This is a genomic window from Streptomyces fodineus (assembly GCF_001735805.1).
Classification (GTDB): domain Bacteria; phylum Actinomycetota; class Actinomycetes; order Streptomycetales; family Streptomycetaceae; genus Streptomyces; species Streptomyces fodineus.
The window spans coordinates 6238182-6252499 of the sequence record NZ_CP017248.1; the positions used below are offsets into that span (position 1 = coordinate 6238182).

At 71.7% G+C, this 14318-nt stretch carries 12 protein-coding genes; 6 read left to right on the forward strand and 6 right to left on the reverse strand.

What is annotated here, in order from left to right; all coding sequences use genetic code 11:
* Positions 1–130 precede the first annotated feature (130 nt).
* From BFF78_RS26805 to BFF78_RS26820, 4 genes are all read right to left on the reverse strand, one after another.
* Complete coding sequence (locus BFF78_RS26805; protein ID WP_069780736.1) at positions 131–2392, reverse strand: heavy metal translocating P-type ATPase; 2262 nt, start codon at positions 2390–2392, stop codon at positions 131–133.
* A 190-nt stretch (positions 2393–2582) separates the two neighbouring features.
* Positions 2583–2822, reverse strand: a complete 240-nt coding sequence (locus BFF78_RS26810; protein WP_069780737.1) for a heavy-metal-associated domain-containing protein — start codon at positions 2820–2822, stop codon at positions 2583–2585.
* A gap of 74 nt (positions 2823–2896) precedes the next feature.
* Complete coding sequence (locus BFF78_RS26815; RefSeq protein ID WP_069780738.1) at positions 2897–3847, reverse strand: PrsW family intramembrane metalloprotease; 951 nt, start codon at positions 3845–3847, stop codon at positions 2897–2899.
* 95 nt (positions 3848–3942) lie between these two features.
* A complete protein-coding gene (locus tag BFF78_RS26820; protein WP_069780739.1) occupies positions 3943–4587 on the reverse strand; it encodes a TetR/AcrR family transcriptional regulator in 645 nt (214 codons plus the stop codon).
* A 124-nt stretch (positions 4588–4711) separates the two neighbouring features.
* Here BFF78_RS26820 and BFF78_RS26825 point away from each other — a divergent pair, with 124 nt between their 5' ends.
* Together BFF78_RS26825 and BFF78_RS26830 are read left to right on the forward strand one after the other, a co-directional pair.
* Positions 4712–6985: an MMPL family transporter gene (locus tag BFF78_RS26825; RefSeq protein ID WP_069780740.1), complete on the forward strand. Its 2274-nt coding sequence runs from the start codon at positions 4712–4714 to the stop codon at positions 6983–6985.
* Between the two features lie 30 nt (positions 6986–7015).
* Positions 7016–8059, forward strand: coding sequence for a zinc-dependent alcohol dehydrogenase family protein (locus tag BFF78_RS26830; protein ID WP_069780741.1), 1044 nt, complete (start codon positions 7016–7018; stop codon positions 8057–8059).
* A gap of 90 nt (positions 8060–8149) precedes the next feature.
* On the opposite strand, the gene BFF78_RS26835 is transcribed toward BFF78_RS26830, so the two are convergent.
* Together BFF78_RS26835 and BFF78_RS26840 are read right to left on the reverse strand one after the other, a co-directional pair.
* On the reverse strand, positions 8150–8344 hold the full coding sequence (locus tag BFF78_RS26835; RefSeq protein WP_069780742.1) for a helix-turn-helix transcriptional regulator: 195 nt from the start codon (positions 8342–8344) through the stop codon (positions 8150–8152).
* 227 nt (positions 8345–8571) lie between these two features.
* Positions 8572–9489: a sugar phosphate isomerase/epimerase family protein gene (locus BFF78_RS26840; protein ID WP_069780743.1), complete on the reverse strand. Its 918-nt coding sequence runs from the start codon at positions 9487–9489 to the stop codon at positions 8572–8574.
* A gap of 125 nt (positions 9490–9614) precedes the next feature.
* Here BFF78_RS26840 and iolC point away from each other — a divergent pair, with 125 nt between their 5' ends.
* The 4 genes from iolC to iolD all read left to right on the forward strand — a co-directional run bounded on the left by iolC (position 9615) and on the right by iolD (position 14305).
* A complete protein-coding gene (gene iolC, locus BFF78_RS26845; protein ID WP_069780744.1) occupies positions 9615–10565 on the forward strand; it encodes a 5-dehydro-2-deoxygluconokinase in 951 nt (316 codons plus the stop codon).
* Between the two features lie 155 nt (positions 10566–10720).
* Entirely contained in the window at positions 10721–11599 is an 879-nt protein-coding gene (locus BFF78_RS26850) for a Cgl0159 family (beta/alpha)8-fold protein (protein ID WP_069783832.1), read from the forward strand.
* Positions 11600–11606: 7 nt separating this feature from the next.
* A complete protein-coding gene (iolB, locus tag BFF78_RS26855; RefSeq protein ID WP_069780745.1) occupies positions 11607–12431 on the forward strand; it encodes a 5-deoxy-glucuronate isomerase in 825 nt (274 codons plus the stop codon).
* A complete protein-coding gene (gene iolD, locus BFF78_RS26860; RefSeq protein WP_069780746.1) occupies positions 12428–14305 on the forward strand; it encodes a 3D-(3,5/4)-trihydroxycyclohexane-1,2-dione acylhydrolase (decyclizing) in 1878 nt (625 codons plus the stop codon). The genes iolB and iolD overlap by 4 nt, the downstream gene beginning before the upstream one ends.
* Positions 14306–14318 lie beyond the last annotated feature (13 nt).

Here is a 14318-nt window from a genome sequence, read left to right on the forward strand (position 1 = left end):
GATACGACGATCGGAGCCCAAGCGTAAGGAAGATGCGCGAGCCTTGTGAAGAGCTTATGTGAGGCTCGCGCCGGACTCTAGAGGGTCTCTTACTTCGACTGAGGTGAACCGCCGGTAACACCAGGGGACTTCAGCGGAAGCGGCGCAGCCGCAGGCTGTTGGTCACCACGAAGACCGACGAGAAGGCCATCGCCGCGCCGGCGATCATCGGATTGAGCAGCCCGGCCGCGGCCAGCGGCAGCGCGGCCACGTTGTAGCCGAAGGCCCACACCAGGTTCCCCTTGATCGTGGCCAGCGTCCGCCGGGACAGCCGGATGGCGTCGGCGGCGACCCGCAGATCTCCCCGTACCAGGGTCAGGTCGCCGGCCTCGATCGCCGCGTCCGTGCCGGTGCCCATGGCCAGGCCCAGGTCGGCGGTGGCGAGCGCGGCCGCGTCGTTCACGCCGTCGCCGACCATCGCCACGGCCCGCCCCTCGCGCTGCAGCCGTCGTACGACGTCCACCTTGTCCTCGGGGAGCACCTCGGCGAACACGTTCTGGGCGTCGATGCCGACGCTCTTCGCGACCGCCTCGGCGACCGTCCGGTTGTCCCCGGTGAGCAGCACCGGCGTGAGTCCGAGCGCGCGCAGCCCGCGGACCGCCTCGGCGCTGGTCTCCTTGATCGCGTCGGCGACGGCGAGGACCCCGCGGGCCCGTCCGTCCCAGCCCGCCACGACGGCCGTACGGCCCTCCTGCTCGGCCTGGCGTGCCGCGCGCGCCAGCTCCTGCGGCAGCCCGGCGGTGTTCTCGGCCAGTCGCCCCACGGCGACCTGCCGGCCCTCCACGCGTCCGCGTACGCCTCGCCCGGGGACGTTCTCGAAGTGCTCGACCCGCGGGAGTGCTCCGGCGCGTTCCTCTGCGCCGGCGGCGATCGCGCGGGCGACCGGGTGCTCGGAGGAGTGCTCCAGGGCGCCCGCGAGGCGCAGCACCTCCTTCTCGTCCTCGCCGTCGGCGACGTACACCCTCTGGAGCGTCATCTGGCCGGTGGTGACGGTGCCGGTCTTGTCGAGGACGACCGTGTCCACGCGGCGCGTGGACTCCAGCACCTCGGGGCCCTTGATGAGGATGCCGAGCTGGGCGCCGCGCCCGGTGCCGACCATCAGCGCGGTCGGTGTGGCGAGGCCGAGCGCGCAGGGGCAGGCGATGATCAGGACGGCGACGGCGGCCGTGAACGCGGCGGCCGTGTCGCCGGTGACGCCCAGCCACGCCCCGAAGGTGCCGAGCGCGATCAGGATGACCACCGGGACGAAGACCGCGGAGATCCGGTCGGCGAGCCGCTGCACCTCGGCCTTGCCGTTCTGCGCGTCCTCCACGAGCCGCGCCATCCGCGCGAGCTGGGTGTCGGCGCCGATCCGGGTCGCCTCGACGACCAGCCGGCCGCCCGCGTTGACCGTGGCGCCGGTGACCGGGTCGCCGGGTCCGACGTCCACCGGCACCGACTCGCCGGTCAGCATGGCCGCGTCCACGGCGGAGATGCCCTCGACCACCGTGCCGTCCGTGGCGATCTTCTCGCCGGGCCGTACGACGAACCGGTCGCCGACGGCCAGGGACGCGACGGGGACCCGTACCTCACGGCCGTCCCGCAGTACCGCGACGTCCTTGGCGCCCAGCTCCATCAGCGCCCTCAGGGCCGCACCCGCGCGGCGCTTGGAGCGGGCCTCCAGATAGCGGCCGAGCAGGATCAGGGCGACGACGCCGGCGGCGACCTCCAGATAGACGGTGGAGGCGCCGTCCATGCGCGAGACCGTGAAGCGGAACTCGTCGTGGATGCCGGTCATGCCCGCGTCACCGAGGAACAGCGCCCACAGCGACCAGCCGAACGCGGCCAGCGTGCCGACCGAGACCAGGGTGTCCATGGTGGCGGCGCCGTGCCGGAGGTTGGTCCAAGCGGCCCGGTGGAAGGGCGCGCCGCCCCAGACGACGACGGGTGCGGCGAGGGTCAGGGAGAGCCACTGCCAGTTGTCGAACTGCAGCGCCGGGATCATCGCGAGCAGGACCACGGGCGCGGCGAGCAGCGCGGAGACGAGCAGGCGGTGGCGCAGGGCGCCGAGTTCGGGGTCCCGCTCGGGGGTGTCGGGGGCCGCCTCGGGTTCGGGCTCCGGCGGCGCGGGTTCCTCGGCGGTGTAGCCCGTCTTCTCCACGGTGGCGATCAGGTCGTCCAGCCGCACGCCCTCGCCGAAGGCGATCTTCGCCTTCTCGGTGGCGAAGTTGACGGTGGCGCTGACGCCCTCCATCCGGTTGAGCTTCTTCTCCACCCGGGCGGCGCAGGAGGCGCAGGTCATCCCACCGATCAGCAGCTCGACCTCGGATGTGCCGCCTATCGCGGTCTCGTTCTGTGCGGTGGTGCTGGTCATGTCCGGACTCCAGACATCGGACCGGACCGCGCGGATCCAGTATCAGCTGGTCGGCACGGCCCGGTCGGGGAAAGGTTTCGGCTCCCGGATACGGGTCGGGACCGGTCGTTCGAGCCCTGTGTCCCAGGTCTTGTCGTACGGCTTCCACGAGACCTGTCTCGCGTCGTCGGAGCCGTACGCGCCCTGTCTCTCAGGCCCTGCCGGTCAGCTCGAAGCCGGCCTCGTCCACGGCGGCGCGCACGGCCTCGTCGTCGAGCGGGGTCTCGGAGACCACCGTCACCTCGCCGGTGGACGCCACGGCCTTCACCGAGCTGACGCCGGGGATCTGGGAGATCTCGCCGGAGACGGAGCCTTCGCAGTGGCCACAGCTCATGCCGGTCACCTTGTAGACGGTGGTGACGGAGCCCGGGGTGTCGGTGTGGGCGGTCATGTCGTTACTCCTCGTGGAGGCGTGTGGGGCCGATGGGGTCCGCGGGGGATCCCCACGTTTCTCAGGGTATACCCCTAGGGGGTATTTCTCCAAGCGGCGTCCCGGCGCGCCAGAGACCGCACCCAGCCGACCCCCGCCAGGGCCACCAGGGCCAGTCCGCCGACCGAGAACAACGTGAAAAGGTGCTGCTGCGTGGCGCTCGGCCCCACGAGGTGACCCAGCGCGAACAGCCGGTTCTCCAGGCCGGTCCGGGTCAGCCGGGCGGCCATCCAGATAGCGAGGCCGTGCGTGGAGTCCCACAGGACGTGCAGCAGGGAGACGCCCAGGTAGGTGCCGACGACCGGCGCGGCGAGACGGAAGCGCCCGTTCAGGCGGCGCCGGGACAGCAGGACGCCGCCGGCGATCGCGGTCCACAGGCCGTGCCCGAGGGGGGTGAGGACCCCGCGCAGGATCTCCGTCTCCAGCAGGTCGCGCAGATCGACGCCCTCGGTGGAGGCGGCAGCGGTGAAGGCGTACCCGGCGCTCTCCAGCGCCGCGAAACCGAAGCCGACGGCCGCGCCGAGCACCAGTCCGGCGCGCAGCCCGCGCAGGTACGGCTGCCGGCGCAGCACGAACACCAGCGCCGCGAGTTTGGCCGCCTCCTCGATCAGTCCGACGCCGGCGAACATCCCGGGGGACGGGCGCAGCGCGTACGACTCCATCGGCGAGGCGCCGAGCACCCCGAGGGTGCCGCCGGTCAGGAAGCAGCCGAGGACCGCGCTGACGCCCAGGTCGCGGCCGTGCCGCTCGTACGCCCACAGGATGAACGCGACCGGCAGGAGAAAGCTGCCGAGCAGGATCAGCGTCGGCAGCAGCGCGCTGTTCCGCGTCTCGTACGTGACCCACGCGATCAGCGCCCACAGGGCGAGCCCGCCGCCCAGACAGCGCCGCCACAGGCCCGCGGCGATGCGGGGGTACGGCGGTGGCGGCTGCTGGGGGCCGGGGATGCGGGCCCTGGGTGTGCCGGGAGGCGGGGAGTGGCTCACGGGGGTCCCCTCGGACGGCGACGGGGCGTGCTGGGTGATTCATCCGCACTCTAGGCAGATGTGCCGGGCGTCGCAGTCCGGGTGACGCCCAGGGATCAGCCGGGGCCGAGCCGGTCGCACGCCAGTGGTGCCAGGTACCGGATCAGGACGTCCTTGATCTCCTGCACATAGGCCGCGCGCTCGGCGCCCTCGTGGGCGAGGACCAGCTCCAGGCCGGACTTGTAGATGCCGAGGCAGACGTGCGCCGTGCGGGTGACGTCGGCCGGGGCGGCGCCGGGCATGAGGGAGGCGAGCAGGCTCTCGAGCCGGCTGATCAGGGTCGAGTGCAGCTGGTCGTGCGTCTCGGCCATCCGGCCCGGGATGTCGGGGCCGTGCATCAGGGCGAAGAAGACCGGGTGCTCGGTGTTGAAGGCCAGGAACCGGTCGATGGCGGAACCGATGGCCGTCTCCAGCGGGGTGGCGGGGTCGATGGGAGCCAGTGCCTCGCCGTAGGTGTCCCGCATCTCGTGGACGAGCCGGTCGCCCAGCTCGATCGCGATGGCCTCCTTGTTCGGGAAGAACTGGTAGAGCGTGCCCGGCGAGACGCCTGCCTCGCGGGCGATGGCGTTGGTGCTGGCGGCGGTGTAGCCGGTGGTGCAGAAGACCCGGGCGGCCGCTTCGAGCAGCTGGGCGATACGGCGCTCCCCGCGGGCCTGCCGGCGGCGCGGCTGCTCCTTCTGTGTCTGTGGGTTGTCGGGCACGCGGTGTCCCCAGATCTCCAAACGGGATTGACAAACACGAGTGGTCGCTCGCATTCTGTGAAAACGCGAGCGATCTCTCGTGTTTGCCAGTTTACGGTTTTCTCGGTGAAGGGGACACCGCACCATGACCGAAGTCAACACGCCACCGCGGACGGGGGAGGCGGTGCCGCAGGGGGCACCACCCCGCATCGGCCGCTACGCCCGGTTCGTGACCGCCCGTCCACGCCTGTCGCTGCTGGTGGCCCTGGTGCTCACCGCGCTCGCGGTGCTGGCCGGCAGCGGTGTCGTGGACCGTCTCGGCAGCGGCGGCTGGGAGAACCCGCACGCCGAGTCGACGTACGCCACCAAGGCCCTGGAGCGCGAGTTCCCGGCCTCCCAGCCGAACCTGCTGCTCCTGGTCGGCTCCGGCCGTGCCTCGGTCGACGATCCGGCGGTCGCCGCCGAGGCCCGCGACCTGGCCGGCCGGCTGGCGGGGGAGCGGGGCGTGACCGGCGTCGGCTCCTACTGGCAGAACAGATCACCCGCCCTGCGCGCCGGGGACGGCCACGAGGCGCTGATCGCCGCCCGCATCACCGGCGACGACAACGCGATGGGCAAGACCCTGGACCGCATAGCGCCCCACTACCGGGGCACGCACGGCCCGGTCCAGGTGAAACTCGGCGGCATCGTCGCCGTCCGGCACGAGATGCAGACCGTCATCAAGGAGGACCTGACCCGCGCCGAGTTGATCGCCCTGCCGATCACCCTCGTCCTGCTGGTGATGGTCTTCGGCAGCGCCGTCGCCGCCCTGCTGCCGCTGGGTATCGGCATCGTCGCCATCCTCGGCACCAACGCCGTCCTGCGCGGCCTGACGACCTTCACCGACGTCTCCGTCTTCGCGCTCAACCTCACCACGGCCCTCGGCCTCGGCCTGGCCATCGACTACGCCCTGTTCATCGTCCGCCGCTACCGCGAGGAACTGTCCACGGGAGCCGACCCGTTGACCGCGGTCGGCACGACGCTGCGCACAGCCGGCCGCACGGTCCTGTTCTCCGCCCTCACGGTGGCGGTGTCCCTGGCCGCCATGATGGTCTTCCCCCAGTACTTCCTGCGGTCCTTCGCCTACGCCGGCATCGCCGTGGTCCTGCTCGCCGCGGCCGCCGCGCTGATCCTGCTCCCCGCCGCGCTGATCCTGCTGGGCCACCGGGTCAACTCCCTCGACCTGCGCCGCCTGTTGCGTCGCGAGGGCGCCCCGAAGCCCGCCGAGGGCACCGCCTGGGCCCGCGCCGCCGGCCTGGTGATGCGCAGAGCCCCGCTCTTCGCGCTCGGCACCACCGTCCTCCTGGTCGTCCTCGGACTGCCCTTCCTGGGTGTGAAGTTCGGTACCGCCGACGACCGCCAGCTCCCCTCGACCGCAGAGTCCCATGTGGTGCAGCAGCACATCCGGGAAGGCTTCCCGGGCAGTCCCGGCGGCGGTCTGGAGATCCTGGCCGAGGGCAGCGCCACGGACACGCAGTACGCGAGCTACAAGCAGCAGCTGGCCGCGCTCCCCGAGGTGGTCCGCGTCGACGGCCCGCTGGTCAAGGGCGACGCCGCCTACTTCACGGTGCAGCCGAAGGGCGAGGCCGTGGGCGACCCGGCCCAGCGCCTGGTCGGCGACATACGCGCGGTGCACGCGCCCTTCGCCACCAAGGTGACCGGCACGGCGGCCGTCCTCGTCGACACCAAGCACGCGATAGGCGAACGCCTCCCCTGGGCGGCCGCGTTCATCGCCGTGGTCACCCTGCTCCTGGTCTACCTGCTGACGGGCAGCGTGCTGATACCGGTCCAGGCGGTGGTCCTGAACGCGCTAAGCCTGACGGCGATGTTCGGCGCGGTGGTCTGGGTCTTCCAGGACGGCCACCTGTCGGGCCCGCTCGACTTCACCAGCTCCGGCTCCATCGAGACCACCCTGCCCGTGCTGATGTTCTGCGTGGCCTTCGGACTCTCCATGGACTACGGCGTGTTCCTGCTCTCCCGCATCAAGGAGGAGTACGACCGCACGGGCGACCACGAAGCGGCGGTACGGCACGGACTGCAACGCACCGGCGGGCTGATCACCGCGGCGGCGGTCATCCTCGCGGTGGTGATGGTGGCCATCGGCACGTCGCGGGTGACCAACACCAAGATGCTCGGCCTCGGTATCGCGCTCGCGGTGCTGATGGACGCGATGGTGGTACGGAGCCTGCTGGTACCGGCGATCATGCGGCTGACGGGCAGGGCCACGTGGTGGGCGCCGGCACCGTTGCGGCGCTTCCACGAGCGGTTCGGTGTGAGCGAGGGAGGCGAAGACGCGCTTCGAAGGGACGCGGGGAACGGTACGCCCAGCGACCAGGAACCGGAACTGGCGACACAACGAGGAGGCTCCCGGAGTATCTGATCTTCACGGAGGTTCCCGAAAGGAGCGCGCATGCGAGCAGTGGTGTTCGAGCGATACGGCGAACCGGCCGAGGTGCGAAAGGTCCCCGACCCGGAGCCCGCGGAGCACGGCGTGGTCGTCCGGGTCGAAGCCACCGGCCTCTGCCGAAGCGACTGGCACGGCTGGATGGGCCACGACCCCGACATCGCGCTGCCACACGTGCCCGGGCACGAACTCGCCGGTGTGGTGGAGTCGGTGGGCTCCCGGGTGAGCGACTGGCGCCCCGGCGACCGGGTCACCGTGCCGTTCGTCTGCGCCTGCGGCACCTGCCCGGCCTGCGCGGCGGGCGACCAGCAGGTGTGCGAACGCCAGACCCAGCCGGGCTTCCACCACTGGGGCTCCTTCGCCGAGTACGTGGCGCTGGACCACGCCGACGTCAACCTGGTCGCGATACCGGACGACATGGCGTACGCCACCGCCGCCGCCCTCGGCTGCCGCTTCGCCACCGCGTTCCGCGCCGTGGTGCGGCAGGGCCGGGTGGCGGCGGGGGAGTGGGTCGCGGTGCACGGGTGCGGCGGGGTCGGGCTGTCGGCGGTGATGATCGCGTCCGCCTGCGGGGCACGTGTGGTCGCCGTGGACGTGTCACCCCAGGCCCTCGGCCTGGCGCGGAAGTTCGGCGCCGCCGAGTGCCTGGACGCCACCGGTGTGGCCGATACGGCCGCCGCCGTCCGCGAGCTGACCGACGGCGGCGCCCACCTCTCCCTGGACGCGCTCGGCTCGCCCGGCACCTGCGCGGCCTCCGTGAACGGCCTGCGCCGCCGCGGCCGGCACGTCCAGGTGGGCCTGCTGCCCTCGGCCGACGGCACCACCCCCGTGCCGCTGGCCCGCGCCATCGCCCTGGAGCTCGAACTCCTCGGCAGCCACGGCATGGCCGCCCACGCCTACCCCGGCATGCTCCGCATGGTCCGCGCCGGCGTCCTGAGTCCCGACCTCCTCGTGACGTCCACCATCCCTCTCGACGCGGCGCCGGCGGCCCTCGCGGCGATGGACAAGGCGCCGGGGGCCGGGGTCACGGTCATCGAGCCGTGGAGCTGAGGGCGGCCCACTCCCGGCCCGGGAGCGGCGTGATCATCTTGCGGCTGTGCCCCACACGGCGGGTGAGGCACAGCCGGTTCACGCTGGAGATCACCGCCGGCCGCGGTTGCCGGGCCGGGAGGCGACCCAGGCGCGGACCGTGTCGGCGTACCAGTACGGCTTGCCGCCCTCCACATGGTCGGGCGGGGGCAGCAGCCCGTGCTTGCGATAGGACCGCACGGTGTCCGGCTGCACCTTGATGTGCGCCGCGATCTCTTTGTAGGACCAGAGCCTTTGGTCGGTCATGGGTTGCACCTCCCTGCGCGCGCCACAGCGGCGACCGGGGGCGGTCGTCGGGGGAGCCGGGCGCCACGCTGGCGATCACCAAGCCTGCGACGGGTCAACGACACAGAGTGACCGCGGGACAGCGGCTGTCGACACGGTGTGACACGGAATTCCCGTACCCGTGACGTGCGTGACACGGCCGGGGTGTTTGTGACACAGCCGCGGCAAAGGCGGACGAGCCGGTGCCCCTACACGCCGCACGACCGGAGAAACGCCCGGGTCCGCCGGGCAATGGGCAACGGCGCGTCCGCCTCGCACGGGTACATGTCCTGCTCGACGATCGCGAACAGCTCCACCCCGAGCCGCGACGCCGCATCCAGCACAGGGCCCAACTCCGGTACGCCGCGCGGTGGTTCACACATCACGCCCCGGGCCACGGCAGGACCGAACGGCATCCCCTCGGCCCGTACGTCCGCCAGGATCCGTGGATCCACCTGCTTGAGGTGCAGATACCCGATCCGCTCCCCGTACGTCTCGATCAGCCGCACGCTGTCCCCGCCGCAGTACGCGTAGTGCCCGGTGTCCAGACACAGCGACACCAGGTCGGAGTCCGTGCCGTCGAGGAATCGGGTGACGTTCTCCTCGGTGTCGATATGGGTGTCGGCATGCGGGTGGACGACGATCGTCAGCCCGTACCGCTCCCGCACCTCCCGCCCGAGCCGCTCGGTCAGGGAGGTCAGATTCCGCCACTGCCCGGCGGTCAGCGTGTCGGGCTCCCGTACCTCACCCGTCTTGTCGTCCCGCCAGAAGGACGGGATGACGACGAGGTGCCGGGCGCCCATGGCCTGGGTCAGGGCCGCGATGTCGGAGACGTGCGCCCAGGTCTCGTCCCACACGGCCGCCCCGTGGTGCAGGCCGGTGAAGACCGTGCCGGCCGACACCTTCAGGCCGCGCCGGGCGGTCTCCTCGGCGAGCACCGCGGGGTCGCTGGGCAGATAGCCGTAGGGGCCCAGCTCGATCCACTCGTAGCCGGAGCCGGCCACCTCGTCGAGGAACCGCTGCCAGGGCACCTGCCTGGGGTCGTCGGGGAACCACACGCCCCAGGAGTCGGGCGCCGATCCGATCCGGATACGGGACAGTGAGGAGGAGGGGGACAACGACGTCATGGGCGCCAGCGTGCGGGCGCCCGGAAAGCGATGTCAAGAGCTGGTCCGAATGTCTGGACAAACTATTGACAGGGTTCGCCGTACGGGACTAGAAAGCCGGGGAGAGTCATGACGAAGGGAAGCCGATGGCCTACGACCTGATCACCATGGGGCGGATCGGAGTGGACCTCTACCCGCTGCAGACCGGTGTCCCGCTCGCCCAGGTGTCGTCCTTCGGCAAGTTCCTCGGGGGGTCGGCGACGAACGTGGCGGTCGCCGCGGCCCGGCTCGGCCGGCACACCGCAGTGATCACCCGCACGGGTGAGGATCCGTTCGGCGCCTATCTGCACGAGGCACTGCGCGGCTTCGGCGTGGACGACCGCTGGGTCACCCCGGTCCAGGGGCTCCCGACGCCGGTCACGTTCTGCGAGGTCTTCCCGCCGGACGACTTCCCGCTCTACTTCTACCGGCAGCCCAAGGCGCCCGACCTGGAGATCGACGCCCATGAGCTCGATCTCGACGCGATCCGCGAGGCCCGAATCTTCTGGGTCACCGGCACCGGCCTGAGCGAGGAGCCCAGCCGTACGGCCACCCTCGCGGCCCTCGCCCACCGGAACAGGTCCGGCATCACCGTCTTCGACCTCGACTGGCGTCCGATGTTCTGGAAAGACCCCGACGCGGCCCGGCCCTTCTACGCCGAGGCCCTGAAGCACACGACCGTCGCCGTCGGCAATCTCGACGAGGTCGAGGTCGCCACCGGCGTACGCGAGCCGCATGCCGCCGCCCGGGCGCTGCTCGACGCCGGCGTCGAGATCGCCGTCGTCAAGCAGGGACCCAAGGGTGTCCTCGCGGTCGGCGCCTCGGGCGACCGCGCCGAGGTCCCGCCCCTGCCCGTCAAGGTCCTCAACGGCCTCGGCGCCGGAGACGCCTTCGGCGGCTCCCTCTGCCACGGCCTGCTCGCCGGCTGGGACCTGGAGACGATCATGCGGCACGCCAACGCGGCCGGCGCCATCGTCGCCTCGCGTCTGGAGTGCTCCTCGGCGATGCCCACCCCGGACGAGGTGGCCGCCGTGCTCGAGGCCGGAGCGGTGCTGTGAGGGCGGGCCGGGTCGCGGGCACCCACACCGAGGGCGGGGCCGGCACCGGACCCGAAGGCACCGCCGCCGCTCCCCGCGAAGCCACCGCGGGCTCCCGCCCCGACGCCACCGCTCACCGCGAGGGCGCCGCGGGCTCCCCCCGCCCCCGTGTCGACGTGGCCGAACTCGTCCGCGTCCGTACCCACCACCCCGAGGCGATCGCCGAGGCCGCCACCCGGCGCGCCCGCAGGCCGCTCCTCAACGAGGACGGCAAGCTGATGATCGTCGCCGCGGACCACCCCGCCCGGGGTGCCCTCGGCGTCGGCGACCGCAAGCTCGCCATGGCCAACCGCGCCGACCTGCTTCAGCGGCTGTGCCTGGCACTGTCCCGCCCCGGCGTCGACGGCGTCCTCGCCACCGCCGACATCCTGGACGACCTGCTGCTGCTCGGCGCCCTCGACCACAAGGTGGTCATGGGCTCCATGAACCGGGGCGGACTGCAGGGCGCCAGCTTCGAGCTGGACGACCGCTTCACCGGTCACCGCCCCGAGGACCTTCAGCGCCTCGGTTTCGACGCGGGCAAGCTGCTGCTGCGCATCGACTACGACGACCCCGGCTCCCTGACCACCCTGGAGTCCACCGCCCGCGCCATCGACGAGATGGCCGCGCGCCGGCTGCCCGTCTTCGTCGAGCCGTTCATCAGCCGGCGCACCCCCGGGGGAAGGGTGAAGAACGACCTGTCCGCCGAGGCGGTCACCCGGTCCATCGCCATCGCCTCAGGGCTCGGCGGCTCCTCCGCCTACACCTGGCTGAAGGTGCCCGTCACCGAGAACCCCGACGACATGGCGCGGGTGATGGAAACGTCCACCCTGCCGGCCGTGCTGCTCGGCGGTGACATCGGGGACTCGCCCGAGGACCAGGTCGCCGCCTACGAGAAGTGGCGCGGCGCGCTCCAACTCCCCACCGTGCGCGGCCTGGTGGTCGGCCGCTCGCTGCTGTACCCGGCGGACGGCGATGTGGCCGCCGCCGTGGACACCGCCGTAGGACTGCTGTGAGGGCCGCATGAACAGCATCGACCTGCATCTGCCCAAGGGCACCACCGCGAACGCCCAGTACGCCCTCGACATCGACCCCAAGTTGGCCGGCTGGACACACAGCAGCCTGCGTGTGGTCGAGTTGTCGCCGGGCGGCAGCCATACGTTCACCACCGGGGACAGCGAGTGGATCGTGCTTCCGCTGGAAGGCGGATGTACCGTACAAATCGAGGAAAAGAAGTTCCAACTCCTTGGTCGGGACAGCGTGTTCGCGGACGTCTCCGACTTCGCGTATGTTCCCCGGGACGCCCGGGCCCAGATCGCCTCCGGCGCGGGAGGCCGCTTCGCCCTGGCAGGAGCGAAGTGCGAGCGACGACTCCCCGCCCGCTACGGCCCCGCGCCGGAGGTCCCCGTCGAGCAGCGCGGCAGCGGCAACTGCGCCCGCCGGGTGCGCAACTTCGCCGCCGCCGACTCCTTCGACTGCGACAAGCTGATCGCCGTCGAGGTGATCACGCCGGGCGGCAACTGGTCGTCGTATCCGCCGCACAAGCACGACGAACACCGGCCGGGCGAGGAGTCCGAGCTGGAGGAGATCTACTACTTCGAGATCGACGGCCCGAAGGGCCTCGGCTATCAGCGCGTGTTCCCCTCCCGCGAGGGCGGTTCGGACGTGCTCGCAGAGGTCCGTTCCGGCGACGCCGTCCTCGTCCCCGACGGCTGGCACGGGCCGTCCATCGCCCAGCCCGGGCATGACATGTACTACCTGAACGTCATGGCGGGCCCGGGCGAGACCCGGCAGTGGCGGATCTGCTTCCACCCCGATCACGTAGAAAGCACAGGGGGCTATCGATGACGATCCGGCTGACCGTCGCCCAGGCACTGGTCCGCTTCCTCGCCGCCCAGTACACCGAACGCGACGGCGAGCGGCAGCGGCTGATCGGCGCCACCTGGGGCATCTTCGGCCACGGCAATGTCGCGGGCCTCGGCCAGGCGCTGATCGAGTACGCCGATGTGATGCCGTACCACCAGGGCCGTAACGAGCAGTCCATGGTGCACGCGGCCGTCGGCTACGCCCGCCAGTCGAACCGGCTGTCCACGCACGCGGTGACGACGTCGATCGGCCCGGGCGCGACCAATCTGGTCACGGGCGCGGCCCTGGCCACCATCAACCATCTCCCGGTCCTGCTCCTGCCCGGTGACGTCTTCGCCACCCGCCCCGCCGACCCGGTCCTGCAGCAGCTGGAGCTGCCGTACGCGGGCGATGTGTCCGTCAACGACACCCTGCGCCCGGTGTCGAAGTACTTCGACCGCGTCACCCGCCCCGAAGCCCTGATTCCATCGGCGCTTCAGGCGATGCGGGTGCTCACCGACCCGGTGGAGACCGGCGCGGTCACGCTCGCGCTGCCGCAGGACGTGCAGGCGGAGGCCTTCGACTGGCCGGAGGAGTTCTTCGCCGAGCGCGTGTGGACGGTACGACGGCCGGGCGCGGACCCGACCGAGCTGGCCGAGGCGGTCCGGGCGATCCGCCAGGCGCGGCGGCCCCTGGTCGTCGCGGGCGGCGGAGTCCACCACAGCCGCGCCGAGGCGGCCCTCGCCGAGTTCGCGGCGACCACCCGCATCCCGGTCGCCTCCACCCAGGCCGGCAAGGGCTCGCTGCGCTACGACCACCCGCAGGACGTGGGCGGGGTCGGCCACACCGGCACCGCGACCGCCGACGAGCTGGCCCGCACCGCGGACCTGGTGATCGGCGTCGGCACCCGGTACACCGACTTCACCACCGCCTCCGGCACCCTCTTCGAGAATCCGGACGTCCGTTTCCTCAACCTCAACATCGCGCCCTTCGACGGCCACAAGCTGGCCGGACTCCCGCTGATCGCCGACGCCCGCAGCGGCCTGGGCGAGCTGACCGAGGCGCTGGTGATGCACGGGCACCAGGTGGCGCCGTCGTACGTCGCCGAGTACAGCGAGGACAAGGAGCGCTGGGAACAGCGCGTCGACGCCTGCTTCGAGGCCGGGGAGAGCGACGTACGGCCCACCCAGCCGCAGGTCATCGGGGCTCTGGACGCCCTGGTGGACGAGTCGGACATCATCATCAACGCGGCCGGCTCGCTCCCCGGCGATCTGCACAAGCTGTGGCGGGCGCGGTCGGTGGACCAGTACCACCTGGAGTACGGCTACTCCTGCATGGGTTACGAGATCCCGGCCGCGCTCGGCGTGAAGCTCGCCGCGCCCGAGCGGAACGTGTGGGCGCTGGTCGGCGACGGCACCTATCTGATGATGCCGACGGAGATCGTGACGGCCGTGCAGGAAGGCGTCGCGATCAAGATCCTGCTGGTGCAGAACCACGGGTACGCGTCCATCGGCGGGCTCTCCGAGTCGGTGGGCGGCGAGCGGTTCGGCACCGCCTATCGCTTCCAGGCCGGCGACGGCACGTTCACGGGCGCCCCGCTGCCCGTCGACCTCGCGGCCAACGCGGCCAGCCTGGGTATGCGGGTACTGCGCGCGAAGACCGTACGGGAGGTGCGCGAGGCGCTCGCCGAGGCGCGCGCCGCCGACACTCCCACATGTGTCTACGTGGAGACCGAAACGTCCGACACTGTGTCGGGCGCGCCTCCGGCGCAGGCCTGGTGGGATGTTCCTGTGGCCGAGACCGCGACCCGACCGTCCGCGGTCAAGGCACGAGAGCTGTACGAACGGCACGTCTCGACCCGACGCCGCCATCTGTAATAAGGAGTCTCTG